The sequence below is a fragment of the Halomonas sp. M4R1S46 genome (assembly GCF_025725685.1).
Lineage (GTDB): Bacteria > Pseudomonadota > Gammaproteobacteria > Pseudomonadales > Halomonadaceae > Halomonas.
Genome location: NZ_CP107008.1, coordinates 1,311,690 through 1,333,461 on the forward strand (window position 1 = coordinate 1,311,690; position 21,772 = coordinate 1,333,461).

General features: G+C 70.5%; 21 protein-coding genes. 17 read left to right on the forward strand and 4 right to left on the reverse strand.

From position 1 onward, the window contains the following. Positions 1 to 22 precede the first annotated feature (22 nt). Both OCT48_RS06235 and OCT48_RS06240 read left to right on the forward strand, forming a co-directional pair. A complete protein-coding gene (locus tag OCT48_RS06235; protein ID WP_263591840.1) occupies positions 23 to 781 on the forward strand; it encodes an electron transfer flavoprotein subunit beta/FixA family protein in 759 nt (252 codons plus the stop codon). After that, the gene (locus OCT48_RS06240) at positions 778 to 1,716 is read left to right on the forward strand and encodes an electron transfer flavoprotein subunit alpha/FixB family protein (RefSeq protein WP_263591841.1); all 939 of its coding nucleotides are present in this window, start codon (positions 778 to 780) and stop codon (positions 1,714 to 1,716) included. The genes OCT48_RS06235 and OCT48_RS06240 overlap by 4 nt, the downstream gene beginning before the upstream one ends. 795 nt (positions 1,717 to 2,511) lie before the next feature. On the opposite strand, the gene OCT48_RS06245 is transcribed toward OCT48_RS06240, so the two are convergent. Then, positions 2,512 to 2,913 carry a hypothetical protein gene (locus OCT48_RS06245; RefSeq protein WP_263591842.1) on the reverse strand — a complete coding sequence of 134 codons (402 nt, stop codon included), beginning with the start codon at positions 2,911 to 2,913 and terminating at the stop codon, positions 2,512 to 2,514. A 147-nt stretch (positions 2,914 to 3,060) separates the two neighbouring features. On the opposite strand from OCT48_RS06245, the gene OCT48_RS06250 reads away from it, so the two are divergent. Genes OCT48_RS06250 through OCT48_RS06275 form a run of 6 tightly spaced genes read left to right on the forward strand, consistent with a single transcriptional unit; the run spans position 3,061 to position 8,059 of the window. Further along, a complete protein-coding gene (locus tag OCT48_RS06250; protein ID WP_263591843.1) occupies positions 3,061 to 3,825 on the forward strand; it encodes a DUF3450 domain-containing protein in 765 nt (254 codons plus the stop codon). Then, positions 3,822 to 5,222 carry a MotA/TolQ/ExbB proton channel family protein gene (locus OCT48_RS06255; protein WP_263591844.1) on the forward strand — a complete coding sequence of 467 codons (1,401 nt, stop codon included), beginning with the start codon at positions 3,822 to 3,824 and terminating at the stop codon, positions 5,220 to 5,222. The genes OCT48_RS06250 and OCT48_RS06255 overlap by 4 nt, the downstream gene beginning before the upstream one ends. Continuing rightward, the gene (locus OCT48_RS06260; RefSeq protein ID WP_263591845.1) at positions 5,203 to 5,739 is read left to right on the forward strand and encodes a MotA/TolQ/ExbB proton channel family protein; all 537 of its coding nucleotides are present in this window, start codon (positions 5,203 to 5,205) and stop codon (positions 5,737 to 5,739) included. The genes OCT48_RS06255 and OCT48_RS06260 overlap by 20 nt, the downstream gene beginning before the upstream one ends. Continuing rightward, the gene (locus OCT48_RS06265; RefSeq protein ID WP_263591846.1) at positions 5,732 to 6,139 is read left to right on the forward strand and encodes an ExbD/TolR family protein; all 408 of its coding nucleotides are present in this window, start codon (positions 5,732 to 5,734) and stop codon (positions 6,137 to 6,139) included. The genes OCT48_RS06260 and OCT48_RS06265 overlap by 8 nt, the downstream gene beginning before the upstream one ends. Then, positions 6,139 to 6,900, forward strand: a complete 762-nt coding sequence (locus OCT48_RS06270; RefSeq protein ID WP_318152576.1) for a TonB family protein — start codon at positions 6,139 to 6,141, stop codon at positions 6,898 to 6,900. The genes OCT48_RS06265 and OCT48_RS06270 overlap by 1 nt, the downstream gene beginning before the upstream one ends. A gap of 4 nt (positions 6,901 to 6,904) precedes the next feature. Next, the gene (locus tag OCT48_RS06275) at positions 6,905 to 8,059 is read left to right on the forward strand and encodes a hypothetical protein (protein WP_263591848.1); all 1,155 of its coding nucleotides are present in this window, start codon (positions 6,905 to 6,907) and stop codon (positions 8,057 to 8,059) included. Here OCT48_RS06275 and xthA read toward each other — a convergent pair. Then, a complete protein-coding gene (gene xthA / locus OCT48_RS06280) occupies positions 8,026 to 8,841 on the reverse strand; it encodes an exodeoxyribonuclease III (protein WP_263591849.1) in 816 nt (271 codons plus the stop codon). The two genes, OCT48_RS06275 and xthA, sit on opposite strands and share 34 nt — an antisense overlap. A 3-nt stretch (positions 8,842 to 8,844) precedes the next feature. Then, positions 8,845 to 9,081, reverse strand: a complete 237-nt coding sequence (locus tag OCT48_RS06285; protein WP_263591850.1) for a hypothetical protein — start codon at positions 9,079 to 9,081, stop codon at positions 8,845 to 8,847. Positions 9,082 to 9,240: 159 nt separating this feature from the next. On the opposite strand from OCT48_RS06285, the gene rhlB reads away from it, so the two are divergent. The 3 genes from rhlB to OCT48_RS06300 all read left to right on the forward strand — a co-directional run bounded on the left by rhlB (position 9,241) and on the right by OCT48_RS06300 (position 13,812). Then, positions 9,241 to 10,521: an ATP-dependent RNA helicase RhlB gene (rhlB, locus tag OCT48_RS06290; RefSeq protein WP_263591851.1), complete on the forward strand. Its 1,281-nt coding sequence runs from the start codon at positions 9,241 to 9,243 to the stop codon at positions 10,519 to 10,521. A gap of 236 nt (positions 10,522 to 10,757) precedes the next feature. Continuing rightward, entirely contained in the window at positions 10,758 to 12,902 is a 2,145-nt protein-coding gene (dinG, locus tag OCT48_RS06295; RefSeq protein ID WP_263591852.1) for an ATP-dependent DNA helicase DinG, read from the forward strand. Between the two features lie 52 nt (positions 12,903 to 12,954). Next, positions 12,955 to 13,812 (forward strand): hypothetical protein, encoded by an 858-nt coding sequence (locus tag OCT48_RS06300; protein ID WP_263591853.1) that lies wholly within the window; start codon positions 12,955 to 12,957, stop codon positions 13,810 to 13,812. A gap of 101 nt (positions 13,813 to 13,913) precedes the next feature. Here OCT48_RS06300 and OCT48_RS06305 read toward each other — a convergent pair whose 3' ends face one another. After that, the gene (locus tag OCT48_RS06305; protein WP_263591854.1) at positions 13,914 to 14,993 is read right to left on the reverse strand and encodes a 3-deoxy-7-phosphoheptulonate synthase; all 1,080 of its coding nucleotides are present in this window, start codon (positions 14,991 to 14,993) and stop codon (positions 13,914 to 13,916) included. Between the two features lie 338 nt (positions 14,994 to 15,331). Here OCT48_RS06305 and rpoE point away from each other — a divergent pair, with 338 nt between their 5' ends. The 6 genes from rpoE (at position 15,332) to lepA (ending at position 21,765) form a co-directional block, all read left to right on the forward strand. Next, the gene (gene rpoE, locus OCT48_RS06310; protein ID WP_263591855.1) at positions 15,332 to 15,937 is read left to right on the forward strand and encodes an RNA polymerase sigma factor RpoE; all 606 of its coding nucleotides are present in this window, start codon (positions 15,332 to 15,334) and stop codon (positions 15,935 to 15,937) included. A 191-nt stretch (positions 15,938 to 16,128) separates the two neighbouring features. After that, positions 16,129 to 16,824, forward strand: a complete 696-nt coding sequence (locus tag OCT48_RS06315) for a sigma-E factor negative regulatory protein (protein ID WP_263591856.1) — start codon at positions 16,129 to 16,131, stop codon at positions 16,822 to 16,824. A 32-nt stretch (positions 16,825 to 16,856) separates the two neighbouring features. Further along, the gene (locus OCT48_RS06320; RefSeq protein WP_263591857.1) at positions 16,857 to 17,834 is read left to right on the forward strand and encodes a MucB/RseB C-terminal domain-containing protein; all 978 of its coding nucleotides are present in this window, start codon (positions 16,857 to 16,859) and stop codon (positions 17,832 to 17,834) included. Further along, a complete protein-coding gene (locus OCT48_RS06325; RefSeq protein ID WP_263591858.1) occupies positions 17,831 to 18,295 on the forward strand; it encodes a SoxR reducing system RseC family protein in 465 nt (154 codons plus the stop codon). Before OCT48_RS06320 ends, OCT48_RS06325 begins: the two co-directional genes overlap by 4 nt. 69 nt (positions 18,296 to 18,364) lie before the next feature. Next, a complete protein-coding gene (locus tag OCT48_RS06330) occupies positions 18,365 to 19,780 on the forward strand; it encodes a DegQ family serine endoprotease (protein WP_263591859.1) in 1,416 nt (471 codons plus the stop codon). A gap of 167 nt (positions 19,781 to 19,947) precedes the next feature. Next, the gene (gene lepA / locus OCT48_RS06335) at positions 19,948 to 21,765 is read left to right on the forward strand and encodes a translation elongation factor 4 (RefSeq protein WP_263591860.1); all 1,818 of its coding nucleotides are present in this window, start codon (positions 19,948 to 19,950) and stop codon (positions 21,763 to 21,765) included. Positions 21,766 to 21,772 lie beyond the last annotated feature (7 nt).

The window sequence follows — 21,772 nt, forward strand, 5'->3', positions numbered from 1 at the left end:
AACTGAACCAAGCGAGGACAACATGAAGGTACTCGTCGCGGTCAAACGCGTCATCGACTACAACGTCAAGATCCGGGTCAAGCCGGACAACTCCGACGTCGACCTCACCAACGTCAAGATGGCCATGAACCCCTTCTGCGAGATCGCCGTGGAGGAAGCGGTGCGCCTCAAGGAGAAGGGCGTGGCGACCGAGGTGGTCGCGGTCACCGTGGGCCCCAAGGCCGCCCAGGAGCAGCTGCGCACCGCCCTGGCGCTGGGTGCCGACCGGGCCATCCATGTCCAGACCGACGAGCGCGTCGAGTCCCTGGGCGCCGCCAAGGCGCTGGCCAAGGTGGTCGAGGAAGAGCAGCCGGGCCTGGTGATCCTCGGCAAGCAGGCCATCGACAGCGACAACAACCAGACCGGCCAGATGCTCGCCGCGCTGACCGGCCGCCCCCAGGGCACCTTCGCTTCCGCGGTCGAGGTCGAGGGCGAGGGCGACACCCTCAAGGTGACCCGCGAGATCGACGGCGGCCTGCAGACCCTGTCGCTGGCGCTGCCGGCCATCGTCACCACCGACCTGCGCCTCAACGAGCCGCGCTACGCCAAGCTGCCCGACATCATGAAGGCCAAGAAGAAGCCGCTGGACGTCAAGACCCCGGAGGAGCTGGGCGTCGAGGTGGCCTCACGGCTCAAGTTGGTCAAGGTCGAGCCGCCGGCCGAGCGCCAGGGCGGCGTCAAGGTGGGCTCCGTGGACGAGCTGGTCGACAAGCTGAAGAACGAAGCGAAGGTGATCTCATGAGCATTCTGGTCCTTGCCGAACATCACGACGGCCAACTGGCCGGCGCCACCGCCCACGTGGTCGCCGCGGCGCAGCAGATTGTCAAGGCGAGTGGCGGCGACATCGATGTCCTGGTGGCGGGCGAGAACGTCGGCGCCATCACCGAGGCGGCCGCCAGGCTCGACGGCGTGAGCCGGGTGCGCGTCGCCGACGCCGCCGTCTACGCGCACCAGCTGGCCGAGCCGATGGGCGAGCTGCTGGTGGCGCTGGCCGACGACTACGGCCACGTGCTGGCCGCAGCCTCCACCACCGGCAAGAACGTCATGCCGCGGCTGGCGGCGCTGAAGGACGTCGCCCAGCTCTCCGAGATCATCGCGGTCGAGAGCGCCGACACCTTCAAGCGCCCGATCTATGCCGGCAACGCCATCGCCACCGTGCAGAGCGACGATGCCCTGAAGGTGATCACCGTGCGCGCCACCGCCTTCGATGCCGTCGCCGAGACGGGCTCCGCCACTGTCGAGGCGGTGGATACCGTGGTCGACAATGCCTTGTCGTCCTTCGTCGGCGAGGAGCTGGCCGCGAGCGACCGTCCCGAGCTGGGCGCGGCCAAGGTGGTGATCTCCGGCGGCCGCGGCATGGGCAGCGGCGACAACTTCAAGCTGCTCGACGGCATCGCCGACAAGCTGGGCGCGGCCATCGGCGCCTCGCGGGCCGCGGTGGACGCGGGCTTCGTGCCCAACGACATGCAGGTCGGCCAGACCGGCAAGATCGTCGCCCCGGAGCTCTACATCGCCGTGGGCATCAGCGGCGCCATCCAGCACCTGGCGGGCATGAAGGACTCCAAGGTGATCGTGGCGATCAACAAGGACGAGGAGGCGCCGATCTTCCAGGTCGCGGATTATGGCCTGGTCGGCGATCTGTTCGAAGTGTTGCCCGAGCTCGAGAAGAAGCTCTAAGGCCGAGGGAAGATCGGGATCTTCCCGGTCGCGCTCTCGACGGTCGGTGGCCTGGTCGGCGATCTGTTCGAAGTGTTGCCCGAGCTCGAGCAGAAGCTCTAAGGCCGAGGGAAGATCGGGATCTTCCCGGTCGCGCTCTCGACGGTCGGTGGCCTGGTCGGCGACCTGTTCGAAGTGTTGCCCGAGCTCGAGAAGAAGCTCTAAGGCCGAGGGAAGATCGGGATCTTCCCGGTCGCGCTCTCGACGGTCGGTGGCCTGGTCGCCGATCTCTTCGAAGTGTTGCCCGAGCTCGAGAAGAAGCTCTAAGGCCGAGGGAAGATCGGGATCTTCCCGGTCGCGCTCTCGACGGTCGGTGGCCTGGTCGCCGATCTCTTCGAGGCGTTGCCCGAGCCCGAGCAGAAGCTCTAAGGCCGAGAGGAAGATCGGGATCTTCCCGGTCGCGCTCTCGACGGTCGGTGGCCTGGTCGCCGATCTCTTCGAGGCATTGCCCGAGCTCGAGAAGAAGCTCTAAGGCCGAGGGGAAGATCGGGATCTTCCCGGTGGCGCTCTCGACGGTCGGTGGCCTGGTCGCCGATCTCTTCGAGGCGTTGCCCGAGCTCGAGCAGAAGCTCTAAGGCCGAGGGAAGATCGGGATCTTCCCGGTGGCGCTCTCCAGGAGTGCCGGTCTCGTCGACGACCGGTGCGAGATCCTGCCGGAACGGGAACGCCAGCGGTAACGCGCTATCGCGTGCGGCCGACGTCGAAGGGCCGGTCTCCCGCAAGGGGAGGCCGGCCCTTCGTGCCGTTGGCGGGCCGTCAGCCGAGCCCCAGGCGGCGGAACAGGCGACGCGCCGGGCCTTGCCAGTGGCTGCGGGTGGCCGGCCGCGGCATGGCCAGACGGGAGGCGTGCCCCAAGGGGGTGATGATGGCGTCGAGGTGCCGGCGGCAATGTCCTCGGTCGAGCCCGCCCGGGCACTGGAGCAGCAGCAGGCCGACGTGGGAAATGGCGCCGTCCAGGGCACGGCAGAGGTCCGCCTGGGAGGTGGCCTCGACCCGGCAGCGATGCATCTCGCCCAGCAACATCCTGATCGATCCCGTGTCCAGCCAGCACGGCGGGGCGTCGCCGCCCGGGCCCTCGTCGACGGACTGCCGGATGGCCCGGAAGGAGACGTGAAGGAAGATGCAGGTGTAGTACAGCCGGGATCGGTCGATAGCCATGAGACGCCCTGCAGGGAATGATAAGAATTCTCATTATTGTTGTTTGCGGCTCCTCCCGTCAAATGACGCCAGGCCCCACGTATATTGATAACAATTCTTGTTTGAGGTAGCGTGCCTGGCATTCCGCGCACCTTCCGGGAGACGAGAGTGCAGAACAGAGCATCATGGATTCGCTGGAGCCTGGCCGGCCTCGCCTTGACGGCGGCCGCGAGTGCCTCCGCCACGGAGTTGCGTGAGGAGGCGATCGCGGCCCAGCGCACCCAGGCCGAGCTGCAGGCGCGCATCGACGGCGCCGACGAGGCGGTGCGCGACAAGCTCCAGGCCCTGCGCCAGGCTCGCGAGGAGAGCCGGCGACTGAGCCGCTACAACGCCGAGCTGGCGCCCCTGGTCGAGCGCCAGGCCGCGACCCTGGCCGAACGCCGCGAGGCCCTCGACACCCTGTCCCGGACCCGCGAGGCCCTTCCGGGGCTGATGCGCGGCATGGTCGACCGCCTGCGCACCTGGGTGGAAGGCGACATGCCCTTCCTGCGCGACGAGCGCCTGGCCCGGGTGGACAGCCTCGAGACCCTGCTGGCCGACCCCGGGCTCGATACCGCCGAGAAACTGGAGCGGGTGCTGGCCGCCTGGCGTGCCGAGCTCGACTATGGCCGCGGGCTCGACGCCTGGCGGGGCGAGCTGCCCGGTGACACCCCGCGGGAGGTGGACTTCCTGCGCCTGGGCCGGGTGGGCTGGTACTACCTGACCCCGGACGGGCGTCGGGGCGGGGTCTGGCAGGCGGCCACCGGCGACTGGCGCCCCCTCGGCGAAGACGCCCTCGGCGAGGTCCGCAAGGGCCTGCGCATCGTCCGCGAGCAGCGCGCCCCCGAGTTGCTCGACCTGCCCGTCTCCCGAGCGGTGGAGAATGCCTCATGATCACGATCCCACGACTGCGGCGCGCGCTCGGCGTGATGCTGCTGGTCGGCACCCCGGTGGCCGGCACGCCGGTGCTGGCCCAGGATACGCCCTCGGCGAGCGACTCGCCGCTCGAGACCCTGCGCGCCGAGCGCGAGGCCGCCGAGGCCCGGGACCGGGCACGGCTCGCCGAACTGGTCGACGACGAGCAGGCCCTCGACGCGGCCCTGGAGCGGGCCCGTGCCGACCTCGCCGAGGCAAGGGAACGGCGCGAGGCGCTGGAGACCCGACAGCAGGCCCGGCGCGACGAGCTCGAGGCCCTGAATGTCCGGCGCCGGGAACAGGGCGGCGACCTCGAGGCGGTGTTCGACGCGGTGGCCGGCGTCAGCGGCGAGTTGCGCGACGATCTGGCCGGCAGCTGGCTGACCCTGGGCGCCGAGACGGCCCTGCCGCCGCGCCTCGATCCGGATGCCATCCTGGCCACCGGCCAGCTCGCGACCCTGGCCGACAGCCTGATGGGGCTGACCCGGGAAACCGCCCGGATCGTCGCCCTCGAGGCGCCGGTGGCCGGGGCCGACGGCCAGGTGGCCGAGCGCCCCGTGGTGCGTCTCGGCGACCTGCTGGCCGCCAGCCAGGGGCACCTCCTCGAGCGCGGCGACGAGGCGGGTCGCCTGGCCGAGCTCGGCCAGACCCCGCACCGGGTCGCCGAGCGCCTGCGGGCCTTCCAGGCCGGCGACGGGGAGGTGGTCCCGGTGGATCCCGCCGAGGGGCGCGTCCTCGAGGCCCTCGGCCAGCAGCCGACGCTCTGGGAGCGCTTCCGGCAGGGCGGGGCCGTGGGCTACGTGGTGGTCGCCCTGGGCATCGGCGGCCTGCTGGTGGCCCTCGGCCAGTACCTCTACCTGATGCGGGTCACCGTTACCCTGCGCCGCCAGCTGGGCGACCTCGAGCGGCTGCGCAGCGACAATCCCCTGGGCCGCGTCCTCGCCCGCTTCCACGCCTTCGGCGCGGGCCACGCCCCCGAGGCCCTGGAGGCGCGCCTGGACGAGGCCCTGCTCGCCGAACAGCCGCGGCTCGAGCGCGGCCAGGCCCTGGTCAAGATGCTCGCCGCCGTGGCGCCGCTACTGGGCCTGCTGGGCACCGTGACCGGCATGATCGTGACCTTCCAGTCGATCACCGTGTTCGGTACCGGCGACCCCCAGCTCATGGCCGGCGGCATCAGCCAGGCGCTGGTCACGACCGTGCTGGGCCTGATCACCGCGGTGCCGTTGCTGTTCGCCCACACCGCCCTGTCCAGTCGCAGCCGCTCGCTGATCGGTACCCTGGAAGGCCGGGCCAGCGCGGTGCTGGCCGATACCCTCGAGGCGGGCCGCCGCGCCCCCCGGACCGCCGCGCCGCGCCATGCCGATGCCCTGGCTTGAGCCCCTGGCCCGGCTGGTCGAGGCCGGCGGCCCCGTGCTGGTGGTCATCGTGGCGGTGGCGGTGCTGCTGTTCTCGCTGGCCCTCGAGCGCTGGTGGTACTTCCGCTTCCACTATCGCCCGGCGCGCCACGCCCTGGTGGCGCGCTGGGTGGCGCGCCACGACCGGGTCAGCTGGAGTGCCCTGACCCTGCGCGAGGTCTGGGCCCGGGAACTGGTTGCCCGGCTGCGCGGCCCCTTGCCCTGGTTGAAGCTGCTGGTGGTCATCTGTCCGCTGCTGGGCCTGCTGGGCACCGTGACCGGCATGATCACGGTCTTCGACAGCCTGGCCGTCAGCGAGGTCAACCAGGCCCGGGCCATGGCCGACGGCGTGGCCCGGGCCACCCTGCCCACCCTGAGCGGCATGGCGGTCTCGGTGGTGGGCCTGCTGTTCATTGCCCGCCTCGAACACATCATCCGGCGCGAGGACCAGCGACTTCACGACCGCCTGGCCCGCGCCGCGGAGGACGCCCATGCGTAGACGTCGACTCGCCGACCGGGGAGAGGAGGCCAGCGAGGTCAACCTGACCCCGATGCTGGACGTGGTCTTCATCATGTTGATCTTCTTCATCGTCACCACCAGCTTCATCAAGGAGAGCGGGGTGGAGATCGAGCGTCCCGAGGCCAAGGCGGCGACGCCGCGTCCGGATGTCCAGGTGCTGGTGGCCATCACCCCCGAGGGGGCCGTCTGGGTCGACGGCGAGCCGGTGGACCTGCACCGGGTCGGTCCCCGGGTGGCGGGCCTGGTCAGCGATGACGGCTCGGTGGTCATCCAGGCCGACCGCCAGGCCACCACCGGCGTGCTGATCGAGGTCATGGACCGCCTGCGCGAGGCCGATGTGGACCAGGTCGCGGTGGCCGCGCAGCGGAGCGGCCAGTGATGCGCGTGCCGGTCTCGCTGCTCGCCGGGGCCGCCCTGACCCTGGCGCTGTTCGCCCTGCTGGCGCTGCTGGTGGTGCCGCCCCAGGCCGAGCCGGAGCCCCGGGAGGCGATGACGCTGTCGATGGCCGAGGTCACCGCCGAGCCGATGCCCGAGCCGGCAACCACGGCGGCGTCGCCTCCGCCGCCCCCGCCGCCCAGCGCGCCGACGCCGCCGCCCGAGCCGGCCCCGGCGCCGCAGGTGGACAGCGCCATCGCCCTGCCCGAACCGGAACTGCCGCCCCTGGAGACGCCGGCGGAGCCACTGGACGAGTCGCTGCCGGAGCTCACCGAGACGCCACCGCAGCCCGAGCCACGGCCGGAACCCGACCCGCAGCCGGTCCCCGAACCCAGCCCCGAGCCGGCGCCGCAAACCGACCCGGCGCCGAGTCCCGCGCCGGCGACATCCGCTCCCGCGACGCCGGCGGCCGCCGAGCCCGCGTCTCGCGAGCCGGTGGATGTGGGCACCTCGGCCCGGGCGACCCACCGGGTGCCGCCGGAGTATCCGTCCCGAGCCCAGCGCCGGGGCCTCGAGGGCCATGTGGTGGTGCAGTTCATCATTCGTCCCGATGGTCGCGTCGAGGCCGGCAGCATCGAGGTGCTGGAGGCCGAGCCGGCGCGGGCCTTCGAGCGTGCCGCCCGCCGGGCCATCGCCGACTGGCGCTTCGCCGAGGCCGAGGGGCGGCGTCGGGCGCGCCAGCGCCTGGAATTCCAGTTGAGGTGAGCACATGACGCGAACGCTTTCCCTGGCCGGCCTGCTGGCGGGCGCCTGGCTGGGACTGGTGACTCCCGTGCTGGCCGCCCCGTCGTTGCCGGGCGGTATCATCCGCGACCTGCATGGCCTGGAGCAGCGCCTCCAGGCCGACGCCGCCGGCGAGGTGCGCGGGCGGGCCCTGGCCCAGGCCGAGCGCCTGGCCGGAGGCAATGCCGCGGACCGCTGGGCGAGGGCGCTCTACCTGCAGCTCGCCGCCGGCGCGGAGGCACGCCTCGGCAACGCCCGGGCCGCCGCCGATCACCTGGCCAGCGCCCGCGCCATCGAGGGCGTCGAGGCGGCGCAGGCCGACCGCTGGCTGCGCCAGGAGGTCGGGTTGCGCCTCGAGGCCGACCAGGCCGGGCGGGCCCGGGTGCTGCTCGCCGACTGGCTGTCCCGCCATGGCGGGACGGTCGACGACCACTGGCGGATGGCCCGGTTGCTGGCCGCCGAGGCGAACTGGGAGGCCGCGGCGCGCTGGGTCAGGCGGGCCCTGGAAAGCGGCGGGGAGCCGGCCGGGGCGCGGGCGACGCTGGCCGCCAGCGTGCTGCAGCGCGCCGGCGATGACGCTGCCGCCCTCGCCGTGCTGGAGCGCCGGCTGGAAGGCGCCGAGGGCAACCCCGAGGCCTGGCGCCGGGCGGTGGCCCTGGCCCAGCGGCTGGGCGACCCCGGCCGGGCGGCGGCACTCTGGGAGGCGGGCTGGCGACGCGGCGTGCTGGCCGGCCGCGAGGACCTCCTTCAGCGCATCCGCCTGCACCTGGCCGGCGGCACCCCGGCCCGGGCCGCCGAGCTGCTCGCCGAGAGTCTGGTGGAAGGGGATCTGGCCGACGATCTCGCCAACCGTCGCCTGCTGGCCCGGGCCTGGCAGGCGGCACGGGACCGCGACCGGGCCCTGGCCGCCTGGGAGGCGCTCGCCGAGCGTAGCGAGGCCGGCGGAGATTGGCTGCAACTGGGGCGTCTGGCCCATGGTTGGGGCGAGTGGTCGCTCGCGGAACGGGCCCTGGAGCGGGCCCTGTCCCTCGGCGAGCAGGAGGCCGAGGCCTGGCTAGCCAGCCTGCCGGAAGGGCGGGGGGACGGCGACGGGGCCGCCGCCGCGTCTCAGCAGCCCAGCTCGGCCCACACCGGAGCGTGATCCGAGGGCTTCTCCATGCCCCGCAGCGCGTAGTCGATCCCGGCCTCCTGGACCTTCCCGGCCAGCGGTTCGGTCACCAGGATGTAGTCGATGCGCAGGCCGCGCTTGGGGTCGCGGTCGAAGCCCCTGGAGCGGTAGTCGAACCAGCTGAAGCGGTCGTCCACCCCGGGGTGGCAGAGCCGGTAGCTGTCGGTGAGCCCCCAGGCCTTGATCCCCTCGAGCCACTCCCGCTCCACCGGCTGGAAGCTGGTCTTGCCCTCGCGCAGCCAGCGCTTGCGGTTGGCCTCGCCGATGCCGATGTCGATGTCCTCGGGCGAGATATTGAAGTCGCCCATGATCGCCAGGCGCTCCTCGGGGGAGTGCCGTTCGGCGAGCAGGCGGCTCAGCTGGGCGTAGAAGGCGCGCTTGTGGGGAAACTTCACCGGATGGTCGACGTTCTCGCCCTGGGGGAAGTAGCCGTTCCAGACGGTCAGCGGTTCCCCGTCCTCGCCGCGCAGGCGCGCGCCGATCAGTCGGCGCTGGGCATCCTCGCCGTCGTCGGGGAAGCCCCGGTAGACCGCCTCGGGCTCGTCCCGGCACAGCAGGGCCACCCCGTAGTGGCCCTTCTGGCCGTGGAAATAGACGTGGTATCCCATGGCCTCGACGGCGGCCACCGGGAACTCGCTGTCCTGGACCTTGGTTTCCTGCAGGCCGATCACCGCCGGGCGGTGCGCCTCGATCAGCGCCTCGAGCTGGTGGAGGCGGGCACGAATGCCATTGATGTTGAATGACACCAGGCGCATCGGTCAGTCGTCCTTGTTCTCGGGCGTGTCGGGGTGGATCTCGATGGACTGGCCCTCTTCCTGACGGGCCAGCTTGCGCGCCGCCTGCAGCTTGCGCTGCTGACGCTTCTTCTGGGTGAAGCGGCGCGACGAGGTGATCTCGTCGGGGTTCTCGTGGCGCCACTGCTTGTAGTCCTTGCGCCGGCCGGTGCGAATCGTCACCTTGTCGGCCAGCGATCGGGTCTTCTTTCTGCGTGTCATGACGCATGCTCCTTGGATACTGGCCGCCATTCTACCAGTCGCAGCCACCGCTTCGACAGCGGGCGGGCCCTCGCCGCCGGAGGCTGGTACAATGGCCGTTTGCGTCACGCAACCTCCCGAGACGCTTTCATCCACTACATGGACGAGACAGCACAGCCTATGAGCGAGTCGGAACAGACCACAGCACCGGCCAAGACCGAGAACCGCAAGCCCAAGCGTCGCCGTCGCAAGCCGCGCCGCCGCCAGTCGAACTGGGACCTGCGCCAGTTCCAGGTTCCCGCCGTCGCGGGCAAGTGGCGCTTCCATGACTTCGATCTGCCGCTGCCGCTGATGCGCGCCATCCATGCCCAGGGCTTCGAGTACTGCACGCCGATCCAGGCCGAGGCGCTGCGCCACACGCTGCTCGGCGGCGACGTGGTCGGCAAGGCCCAGACCGGGACCGGCAAGACCGCCGCCTTCCTGATCTCGATCCTCGCCTACTTCCTCGAGGAGGAGGCGCCGGACGGCCAGAAGCCCGGCGCCCCCCGGGCGCTGATCGTGGCGCCGACCCGCGAGCTGGCGCTGCAGATCGAGAAGGACGCCAAGGCGCTGGCGCGCTTCACCCATCTCAATGTCGCCAGCGTGGTGGGGGGCATGGATTATCAGAAGCAGCTGGAGGGGCTGGGCAAGCGGCTGGATATCCTGGTCGCCACCCCGGGACGGCTGCTGGACTTCCACCAGAAGCGCGACGTCGACCTGACCCAGGTCGAGGTGCTGGTGCTCGACGAGGCGGACCGCATGCTGTCCATGGGTTTCATCCCCGACGTCAAGCGCATCATCCGCCATACGCCGAAGAAGGAAGAGCGCCAGACCTTCCTGTTCTCGGCGACCTTCACCGAGGACATCCTCAACCTGGCCAGCCAGTGGACCCATGAGCCGACCCACGTGGAGATCGCGGTCACCGTCGACAATGCCGCCGACATCGACCAGCGGGTCTACCTGGTCGGCGACGAGGACAAGCAGCGCCTGCTGGTCAAGCTGCTGCAGCAGGAGAGCTTCGACCGGGTGATGGTCTTCGGCAACCGCCGCGACCTGGTGCGCAAGCTCGATGAGCTGCTCGAGCAGGCCGGCATCAACGCCGCCATGCTCTCCGGCGACGTGCCCCAGAACCAGCGGATCCGCACCCTCGAGCAGTTCCGCGAGGGCGAGATCCAGGTGCTGGTAGCCACCGACGTGGCCGGCCGCGGCATCCATATCGAGGATGTCAGCCACGTGATCAACTATACCCTGCCGGAAGATCCCGAGGACTACGTCCACCGGATCGGCCGCACCGGCCGCGCCGGCGCCAAGGGCGTGTCGATCAGCTTCGTCGGCGAGGAGGACGCCTTCTCCCTGCCGGAGATCGAGCGCTTCATCAACGACAAGCTGCCCTGCGAGCATCCGCCCGAGGGCCTGCTGTAAGCTACAAGAGCGGCGTCTTGCGCCTGGAAGCGGGAAGACGCGGCGGCGCCGCTTGACGAAAGGCCGCTTGGGCTGTGCCCGAGCACCACCCGAGTGCGCGGCGCCGGGGACAGGCCATAGCGGAGGTCCTCTGCCATGGAGGGCAGGGGTGGCGCCCGGGGAAGGGGTCGCAGCGCCTCCGCATCGGCCTGTCGCCGGGAAAGCCGCGGTTTCCTCCAAAAGATGCAGGGCAGACCATGCTTGACGAGGCCCTGAAGGGCGAGATCCAGAACGCCTATCGGCGGGTGCTCGACGGGCTCGAGCTGACGCCGCGCTACGGCCAGCGGCTGATGATCGCCGAGATCGCCCGTACCCTGGCGGGCATCGAGGTCGACGACGCCGGTCGCCGCGTCGGCGACGAGCACGTCTGCGTGCTCGAGGCCGGCACCGGGACCGGCAAGACCCTGGCCTACCTGCTGGCCGCGCTGCCGGTGGCCAAGGCCCGCGGCAAGCGCCTGGTGGTGGCCACCGCCACCGTGGCCCTGCAGGAGCAGGTGCTGCACCAGGACCTGCCGGCCCTCAAGGCCCACAGCGGGCTGGCCTTCGACTATGCCCTGGCCAAGGGGCGCGGCCGCTACGTGTGCGTGGCGCGCCTCGACCAGGCCATGGACGGCGGTGAGGACAACCCCACCCTGTCGCTGTTCGAGCAGGCGCTGGACAGCGGCGGCGACGACTTCCAGACCCTGGTCCAGTCCCTCGGCGAGGCCTACGGCAACGGCCGCTGGGCCGGCGATCGCGACAGCTGGCCGGAGGCCATCAGTGATCCCCACTGGCGCCGCCTCACCGTCGACCACCGCCAGTGCACCAATCGTCGCTGCGGCCACTTCGGGGCCTGTGCCTTCTTCCGTGCCCGTCGCGATCTCGACAGCGCCGACGTCATCGTCGCCAACCACGACCTGGTGCTGGCCGACCTGGCCCTGGGGGGCGGGGTGGTGCTGCCGGACCCGGCCGATTGCCTGTACATCTTCGACGAGGGGCACCACCTGCCCGACAAGGCCCTCAACCATTTCACCCACCGCTTCGCCGTGGGCGGCGCCCTGCGCTGGCTGCGCTCCCTGAAGAAGTCGCTCACCGAGCTGAACCAGGCCCTGGCCGTGCAGCCGACCCTGGCCCGGCTGCTGGCCGGGTTGCCCCAGGCGATCGAGGCGCTGGAGCCGCGCCTCGGCGAGGCCTTCGCCCTCGGCCACCAGCTCGCCGGGCGACCCGAGGGGCTGGGCGATGGCGAGGAGGGCGCCCAGCATCGCTTCGAGATGGGGCGGGTGCCGGGGGCCCTGCGCGAGCAGGCCGACGGCCTGGTGACGCCGTTCGCCGAGCTGTCGCGCACCCTGGAGGCGATGGGCGATATCCTGCGCGAGAGTCTCGACCCCGAGAAGTCCACCGGGCTGCCCCGGGAGCAGGCCGAGCCCTGGCTGCCGCTGGTGGCGCTGCTCCACGGCCGCGCCCTGGAGGCCCACGCCCTCTGGCAGGCCTTCGCCGAGCCCGACCCCCAGGGCGAGCCGCCCCGGGCCCGCTGGCTGACCCTCGAGCGCTTCGGCGGCGAGCCGGAGCTGAGTTTCTCGGCGAGCCCGGTCTCCGCCGCCCATACCCTGGCCAGGTCGCTGTGGGGGCGCTGCTTCGGGGCGGTGGTGACCTCGGCGACCCTGACGGCCCTGGGCCGCTTCGAGCGCCTGCAGGAGCGCGCCGGGCTGGCCAACCGTTATCGCTACCAGCGCCTGCCGAGTCCCTTCGACTATTCCCGGGCGGTGCTCAGCGTGCCCCGGGAGGCGGTGGACCCCGCCGACCGCGAGGGCCACGAGCGGGCCATCGTCGACTTCGTCGAGGCCCTGGGCGATGACGAGGCGGTGCTGATGCTGTTCTCCTCGCGCGCCCAGCTGCGTGCCGTGGAGAAGGGGCTCTCGCCGGCGCGGCGCGAGCGGGTGCTGGCCCAGGATCGGCTCCCCAAGCGCGAGCTGGTGGAGCGTCACCGCGCCCGGGTCGATCAGGGCGAGGGCAGCATCCTGTTCGGCCTGGCGAGCTTCGCCGAGGGCATCGACCTGCCCGGCGACTACCTGACCCATGTGGTGATCACCCGGCTGCCCTTCGCCGTGCCCGACGACCCGGTGGGGGCGACGCTGGCCGAGTGGATCGAGAGCCAGGGCGGCAACCCCTTCATGCGCATCAGCGTTCCCGATGCCTCCATCAAGCTGGTGCAGGCCTGCGGGCGGCTGATCCGCAAGGAGGCCGACCGGGGTCGCATCACCCTGCTCGATCGCCGGGTGCTGACGCGCCGCTATGGTCGCGCGCTGCTCGACGCCTTGCCGCCCTTCGCCCGCGAGATCGACGGGGTGGTGCAGGGCGAGTGAGTCATGGGGGGCGCGGCCCGGCAATCGCGCCCCGTGGATGGCAGGAATCGACATGAAACTGATCCTCAGCCGCAAGGGCTTCGATACCTCCGCCGGGGGCGTGCCCAGCCCGATCCTGCCCGATGGCCGGCTGGTGGTGCTGCCGATTCCCGACGCGCGCTCGGTGATTCCCTTCGAGGCGATCCGCCATCGGGGCGAGCCCCTGGGGCCCCTGGTGGCCGATCTCACTCGGGGCAGGATCGCCCCGGACACCGGGGCGCACCTCGATCCCGACCTGCTGGGCGATAGCCTGCCGCGCCGACCGGGCTGGCGGCCGGTGTTCGGGCAGATGGGCCAGGCGCAGAGCCACCTGCGCAACCGGGGCGTCGGGGCGGGGGACCTGTTCCTGTTCTTCGGGCTCTTTCGCCGTGTCGAGCGAGTGACGGCGGGATGGCGCTTCGTGCGCGAGTCGCGGCCCTGCCATGTGCTGTGGGGCTGGATGCAGGTGGCCGGGAGGCTGACGCTGGGCGATGCCGGGCCCGAGGGCGTCGAGTGGGCACGCGATCATCCCCACTGCCAGCGGCCCGACGCGCCGAACAACGTCCTCTACCTCGCCCGTCGCCACCTGCAGCTGCACGGGCCGGCCGATTCGCTGCCGGGGGCGGGTGTCTTTCCCCGGTATGCCGCGGCGCGGCGGCTGACGGCGGCGGCTGCCGACAGGGTCTCCGCCTGGGAGCTGCCGCGCTGGTTCCATCCGGGGGAGGGGCGCCCGCCGCTCTCCTATCACGCCGACCCGCGGCGCTGGCGGCGGCATGCCGACCGCGTCGAGCTGCAGGCCGTCGCCCGCGGGCAGGAATTCGTGCTGGACGGCGAGGCCTATCCCGAGGCGTCGGCCTGGGCCGGCGAGCTGATTCGCGGGGCCGATCGCTGACCCGGCAGGCTGGCCTCGGCAAGGGGCACCCGCCCTGGCTGCCAAACGCAACGGGCCCGCCGATCGGCGGGCCCGTGTCGCGTCATGAATCGAGGTGGGGCTCAGGCGGCCTGGCGGCGCTTGGCCAGCACCGGGGCGAGCTTCTCGTTCATGGCCTTGAAGGCGGTCTCGGTGGTGTCCCAGTCGATGCAGGCGTCGGTGACGGAGACGCCGTAGACCAGCTGGCTGTGATCCTCGGGGATCTTCTGGTTGCCCCAGCCGAGGTTGGACTCGACCATCAGCCCGATGATCGAGTGGTTGCCCTCGAGGATCTGGTTGCTGACGTTCTCCAGCACCAGCGGCTGCAGGCCGGGGTCCTTGTTGGAGTTGGCATGCGAGCAGTCGATCATGATGTTCGGGGTGACGCCGGCCTTGTTCAGCTCCTGCTCGGCGAGCGCCACGCTGACGCTGTCGTAGTTCGGCTTGCCGTTGCCGCCGCGCAGCACCACGTGGCCATAGGCGTTGCCGCGGGTGCGGATGATCGCCACCTTGCCGGCCTGGTCGATGCCCAGGAAGTTGTGCGGATGGGCCACCGACTGTAGGGCGTTGACGGCCACGTCGAGGCTGCCGTCGGTGCCGTTCTTGAAGCCCACCGGGCAGGACAGGCCGGAGGCCATCTCGCGGTGGGTCTGGGACTCGGTGGTCCGGGCGCCGATGGCCGACCAGCTGATGCAGTCCTGCAGGTATTGCGGCGAGATCGGGTCCAGCGCCTCGGTGGCGAGCGGCAGGCCCATCTCGGTCAGCTCGACGAGCAGGTGGCGAGCGATGTGCAGGCCTTCCTCGATCTCGAAGGAGCCGTTCAGGTGGGGATCGTTGATCAGGCCCTTCCAGCCCACCGTGGTGCGCGGCTTCTCGAAATAGACCCGCATCACGATATACAGGCTATCCTTCACCTCATCCGCCAGGCGCCGCAGCTTGCGGGCATAGTCCAGGGCGGCGTCCACGTCGTGGATCGAGCAGGGGCCGACCACCATCAGCAGGCGGGGGTCGCGACCGTCGAGAATGGCCTGGATGGTGTTGCGCCCCTCGATCACCGTCCGCTCGGCCTCGTCGGAGAGGGGAATCTCCCGCTTGAGGGCCGCCGGGGTGACGAGGACGTCCTCGGAGAGGACGTTGAGGTTGTTGACCTGATGCTCGGACATTTTGCTTTGCTACCTGTGTCGTGTCAGCGCTGAGTCGGCGTGAGACGTCTACTATCGCCCGCGTGCCTGGCAAATTCAATCGCAGACGGAACCCCCGGGCGGTCACGCTTGTCACAGCGCCGGCGTTGACGGCGTGTGCCCGAGGCACGCCTGTGAGGGCGCGCCCAGGCCATCCAGCCGCTTGATGCCTGCCCGAGAAACAGGAACACTTGGGCACCTGCCGACATCGGCGCACGCTCACCCCAGGGTCTAGGTTGATACATATGGAAGCGACACCAGTCTCATCGCGACGTTCCACCGGGGCGTCGCGTCCAGCTCGCGCCGCGGGGAGGCGTTGAATGGGCACTCGGGAGACCGACCAGCAACTCGTCGAGCGCGCCCAGCAAGGGGATACCCGCGCCTTCGACCTGCTGGTCAAGAAGTACCAGCACAAGATCATCGGCCTGATCGGCCGCTACGTGCACGATCACGCCGAGGTGCAGGACGTGGCCCAGGAGGCGTTCATCAAGGCCTATCGGGCGCTGGGCAAGTTCCGCGCCGAGAGCGCCTTCTATACCTGGATGTACCGCATCGCCATCAACACCGCCAAGAACCACCTGGTGTCCAAGGGGCGCCGCCCGCCGGGCAGCGACCTGGATATCGTCGATGCCGAGATCGTCGACCACAGCGGCCGGCTGGCCGACATCGAGTCCCCCGAGGCCGCCATCGCCCGCGACCAGCTGCAGGAGGCCGTCTTCGCGGCCATCGAGGCCCTTCCCGACGACCTGCGGACGGCCATCACCCTGCGCGAACTCGATGGGCTCTCCTACGAGGACATCGCCAACATCATGGACTGCCCGGTGGGCACGGTGCGCTCGCGCATCTTCCGCGCCCGGGAGGCGGTGGATCAGCATATTCGCCCCCTGGTGACCACGTCGCGCAACCAGGAAGCGCTGACCGAATGAACCGAATTTTCATCGTTTTTGTCGATTGGCTGAACTGTCGGACGCCGCTGACGTCATATGCGGTGACCGGCTCGCCAGTCGCGAGCCGACAGCGTGCCGACGTCGCCGAGAGGGTGGGCATCGAGGTCGGGATACCGGGCTTCCAATGGATGCAAGGCGGACGAGTCTTGACGAGTGTGAGGGTGTGAAGAATGAGTCAGAACGCACGGGAATCGCTTTCTGCGCTAATGGACAACGAAGGTGACGAGCTCGAGTTGCGACGCCTGCTGAAGTCGCTGGACGACGAGCCCGATGCGGCGGAAGCCTGGCGTCGCTACCATCTGATGAGATCCCTGCTGCGTCGCGAGACGGAGGTCGATGTGGCCACCGACCTGTCCGCGGGCGTGATGGCCCGGCTGCAGGACGAGCCGGCCCCGATGGCCGCAGGGGAGGCACCCGCGACCCGCCGTTCCCTGCCGCTGATGCGCAGCGCCGGTATCGCCGCGGCGGTCTCGCTGATGGTGATCACCGGGGTGCAGTTCTACAACGGCGCCTCGCCGCTGGGGACGCCAACCGGCACCGCGCCCGTGGCGACCACCGCTGACGGTGCCGGCCAGGCGACCGGCTCGAGCGTCCAGGCGCCGTCGCTGGTCGACCTGCCGATGTTCCAGTCTCAGCCCGCCCAGCCCGCCGGCAGTCAGCAGGGCCTGATGACCGTGGGCGCCGGGAACGGGACACCGATGTTCATGTCGCCGACCCAGCGCCAGTCCCTGCGCATGGACCGCCAGCAGGCGCTGTTGCTGCAGTCCTATCTCGACCGCCACGCCGAAGGCGCCGCCGCCAGTGGCGGGGATGTCTGGATGCCGTTGCTGCGGGCCTCCGGAAGCGAGCCGCTGGGTCAGCGTTGATGGGGGTCTGGCGGAGACGGTCTCGCCACCTGATGGCGCTGGTGCTGGCCGGCGCCGTGGTGACATCGGTCGCCGCGGCCGATGACGCCTCGCTGGCGCCGAGCGACGAGCAGTTCGATTGCACCACCCTGGCCGACGAGCCCGATCCCGAGTCGGCCAGGGCCTGGTTCGAACGCAGCCTGTGGGCCGGCCATTGCTATGTCTTCCAGGCCCGTGCGGTACGCATCGGGGTGGATGGCGTGCGCACCCTGGCGCTGTCCCACGAGATTCGCGACGGCGTCGAGCGCGAGGTCGCCCGCTTCCTCGACGGGCCGCCGGTGGTCTTCGAGCGGCAGGGGCGCATCGCCCGGCTGCATGGCATGGCCGCCGGCCCGTCCCTGGCCTCGCCGGCCGCCATCGCCCGACATCTCGACGGCCTCTATCGCCTGCAGCTCTCCGGGGAGGATCGCATCGCCGGTCGCCGGACCCTGCGCCTCGAGATCGAGCCGCTGGACGAGATGCGCTATGGCCATCGCCTCTGGCTGGATGCCCGCACCGCCCTTCCGCTCAAGCAGATGCTGCTCGACGAGCAGGGGCGGGTGGTGGAAACCTTCCAGGTCACCGAGCTTCGCGACCCCCGGCTCCACGACGGCCGGGTCGGCCTCGCGCCCGGGCAGGCGCCTGGCGAGGAGCGCTGGCGCCCGGGCTGGCTGCCGGAAGGCTTCGTGGCTCAGCCGGTGAAGACCCACGGCACGCGACCCCCGGGGGTCAGTCATCGTGTCTATGGTGACGGCCTGGCCACGCTCAGTGTCTTCGTCGAGCCCCTCGAGGGCCAGGACCTGCTGATCCCCGGCGTGCATCGCCTGGGCGTTTCCCATGCGGCGGTGCTGCATCGCGAGCTGGGCGGGCAGCCCCGCCAGGTGGTGGCCATGGGCGAGCTGCCGCCGCGAGTGCTGCGCCGGGTGGTCGAGGCCGTGGAATGGCGGGCCGACGCCGTCGAGGGCGTCTCGGCCACGGCGGAGGCCCAATGATCGCCTCCGCCGCCGACCATGCCGCGCTGCTCGTCGAGCAGGGCCGCGTCGTCGAGCCCTTCGCGGGGGGCGCCTGGGTCGAGGTCAGTCGCCAGTCGGCCTGTGGCGCCTGCCAGGCCCGCCAGGGGTGCGGTACCCGTGCCATGGCCCGCTGGCAGGCGTCGCGTCCCTTGCGGGTGGCCATCCAGGCGGGGCAGCCGCTGGCCGTCGGCGATGTCGTGTCCCTCGGACTGCCGGCCCATGCCGTGGCCCGGGCCAGCCTCTGGACCTACGGCCTGCCGCTCGGCCTGGCGCTCGCCGGCGCCCTGCTCGCCGACCACCTGGCCCTGTCCGAACCCCTGGTGGCGCTCGCCTTCGCCGGCGGGCTGGTCGCCGGCGGCGGCCTGCTTCGCCGGCACCTTCAGCATCATGCCCGACGCTACCGGCCGCGACTGCTCGCGGTCAGTCGATCCTCGGGCTGAACCCTTGACCGTTAGCGCGATAACAAGAAAGCATCACCTCTCATCATTCCCAAGTCACAGGAGTCTTTCATGACACGCATGACGCGACAGTTTTCCCTGTGGATGCTCCTGACCCTGGCGGTCCTCGCCAGCCAGTCCGCCCTGGCCCGCGAACTGCCGGACTTCACCGGGCTGGTCAAGGACGCGGCGCCCGGGGTGGTCAACATCTCCACGTCCCGGGTGGTCGAGCGGCCCGGCTCGCCCTTCGGCGAGTTCGGTGGCCAGGAGATCCCCGAGATCTTCCGCCACTTCTTCGGTGATCGCATGCCGATGCCCCCGGGAGGCGGGGGGCGCAGCGAGGAGCGCCAGTCGCTGGGCTCGGGCTTCATCATCGACGAGGACGGCTACATCATGACCAACGCCCATGTGGTCGACGGAGCCGACCAGATCCTGGTGCGCCTCAACGACCGTCGCGAGCTCGAGGCCGAGCTGGTGGGAGCCGACGAGAAGACCGACGTGGCGGTGCTCAAGGTCGATGCCGACGACCTGCCGACCCTGGCCCTGGGGGATTCCGACCGGCTCGAGGTCGGCGAATGGGTGGCGGCCATCGGCTCGCCCTTCGGCTTCGACCACTCGGTGACCGCCGGCATCGTCAGCGCCATCAACCGCACTCTGCCGCGGGATGTCTACGTGCCCTTCATCCAGACCGACGTGGCCATCAACCCGGGCAACTCCGGCGGTCCGCTGTTCAACCTGGATGGTGAGGTGGTCGGCATCAATTCCCAGATCTTCACCCGCAGCGGCGGCTTCATGGGGCTGTCGTTCGCGATTCCCATCAACGTGGCCATGGACGTCGCGGACCAGCTGCGTGCCGACGGCTCGGTCAGCCGCGGCTGGCTCGGCGTGATGATCCAGCCGGTGTCCCGGGAACTGGCGGAATCCTTCGGCATGGACAACCCCCGCGGGGCGCTGATCGCCGATCTCGATCCCGAGGGGCCGGCGGCCGAGGGCGGCCTGCAGGCCGGCGACATCATCCTCGCGGTCAACGGTGAGGACGTGGATCGCTCCAGTACCCTGCCGCGGCTGATCGGCCACGTGCCGCCGGGTGGCGAGGTGGAGCTCGGCGTGCTGCGCGACGGCGAGCGCCGGACGATCCGCCTGGACGTGGGGGCCTGGCCCGATACGCCCGCCCTGGCCGGCGGCAACGGCGACAATGCCGCGCCGGCGCGGCTGGGGGTCGTCGTCCAGTCGCTGGAGGAGGACGAGCGTCGCAAGCTGGGGCTCGAGCACGGCGTGCGGGTCACCGAGCTCGCCCCCGACGGCATCGCCGCCTCCGCGGGGATCCGCCCCGGCGATATCCTGGTCAGCATCGGCCAGCGGGCGGTGGAGAGCCCGGCCCAGCTCGGCGAGCTGGTCGCCGAGTTCCCGGAGGGCAGCGTGGTGCCGGTACGGCTCTATCGCGATGGCCGCTCCTACTATGTGGCGCTGCGGCTCGCCTCCGACTGAGGCCCTCGTCGGAAGCGCCGTGATCCGCGACCCGACGGTTCCGGCCGTCGGGTCGCTGTATCTGGCCGGCGCATCTCGCTACAATGCCGCCATCTCACACGACGCCCCGGTCCGGACAGTCCATCGATCACGGGTCTCCGGCGCGATCATGAAACGGATTACCCCGCATGGCAGAAAGCGACAACCGTAAAGTAATCAACGGGATACGGAACTTCTCGATCATCGCCCACATCGATCACGGCAAGTCGACCCTGGCCGATCGCCTGATCCAGACCTGTGGCGGCCTCACCGAGCGCGAACTGAAGGAGCAGGTCCTCGACTCCATGGACCTCGAGCGCGAGCGCGGCATCACCATCAAGGCCCAGTCGGTGACGCTGGATTACCACGCGCAGGACGGCAACGTCTATCAGCTCAACTTCATCGACACCCCGGGGCACGTCGACTTCTCCTACGAGGTCTCCCGCTCGCTGTATGCCTGCGAGGGGGCCCTGCTGGTGGTGGACGCCGCTCAGGGCGTCGAGGCCCAGTCGGTGGCCAACTGCTACACCGCCATCGAGCAGGGCCTCGAGGTGCTGCCGGTGCTCAACAAGATGGACCTGCCCCAGGCGGACCCCGACAAGGTGGCCCACGAGGTCGAGGAGATCATCGGCCTGGACGCCACCGATGCCTGCCAGGTCTCGGCCAAGAGCGGCCTGGGCATCGATGCGCTGCTCGAGCGCCTGGTGCGCGACATCCCGCCGCCCAAGGGCGACCGCGAGGCGCCGCTCCAGGCGCTGATCATCGACTCCTGGTTCGACAACTACCTGGGCGTGGTCTCGCTGGTGCGGATCTTCGACGGCACCCTCAAGAAGGGCGACAAGATTCGCATCACCTCCACCGGCCGCGACTGGCAGGCCAACGAGGTGGGCATCTTCACCCCGCAGCGCCGCCAGACCGATATCCTGCGCGCCGGCGAGGTGGGCTTCGTGGTGGCCGGCATCAAGGACATCCACGGCGCGCCGGTGGGCGACACCATCACCCATGCCAAGACCCCGGACGTCAAGCGGCTGCCGGGCTTCCAGAAGGTCAAGCCCCAGGTCTACGCGGGCATGTTCCCGGTCAGCGCCGACGACTACGAGGATTTCCGCGACGCCCTCGAGAAGCTGGCGCTCAACGACGCCTCCCTGGACTACGAGCCCGAGAACTCCGACGCCCTGGGCTTCGGCTTCCGGGTCGGTTTCCTCGGCACCCTGCACATGGAGATCGTCCAGGAACGCCTCGAGCGCGAGTACGACCTGGACCTGCTGACCACGGCCCCCACGGTGGTCTACGAGCTGCTGATGAAGGATGGCGAGCTGCGCTACGTCTCCAATCCCTCCAAGCTGCCGGACATGGCCGATGTGGAGGAGATGCGCGAGCCGGTGGTGCGCGCCAGCATCCTGGTGCCCCAGGACTTCGTCGGCAACGTCATCGCCGAGTGCGAGCAGCGCCGCGGGACCCAGCTCGACATGCTGTTCCTGGGCAGCCAGATCCAGCTCACCTACGAGCTGCCCATGAGCGAGGTGGTGATGGACTTCTTCGACCGCCTGAAGTCGATCTCCAAGGGCTATGCCTCCCTGGAATACAACTTCGAGCGCTTCGAGGCGGCCAGGCTGGTCCGGCTCGACGTGCTGATCAACGGCGACCGGGTCGATGCCCTGGCCGTGATCATCCACCGCGACCATGCCCACTCCCGCGGCCGCTTGCTGGTCGAGAAGATGAAGGAGCTGATCCCGCGGCAGATGTTCGACGTGGCCATCCAGGCGGCGATCGGCGGCCAGGTGGTGGCCCGTTCCACCGTCAAGGCGCTGCGCAAGAACGTCACCGCCAAGTGTTACGGCGGTGACATGACCCGCAAGAAGAAGCTGCTGGAGAAGCAGAAGGCGGGCAAGAAGCGCATGAAGCAGGTCGGCCGGGTGGAGATTCCCCAGGATGCCTTCCTCGCCGTGCTCAAGGTGAACGATTAGGGAAGGA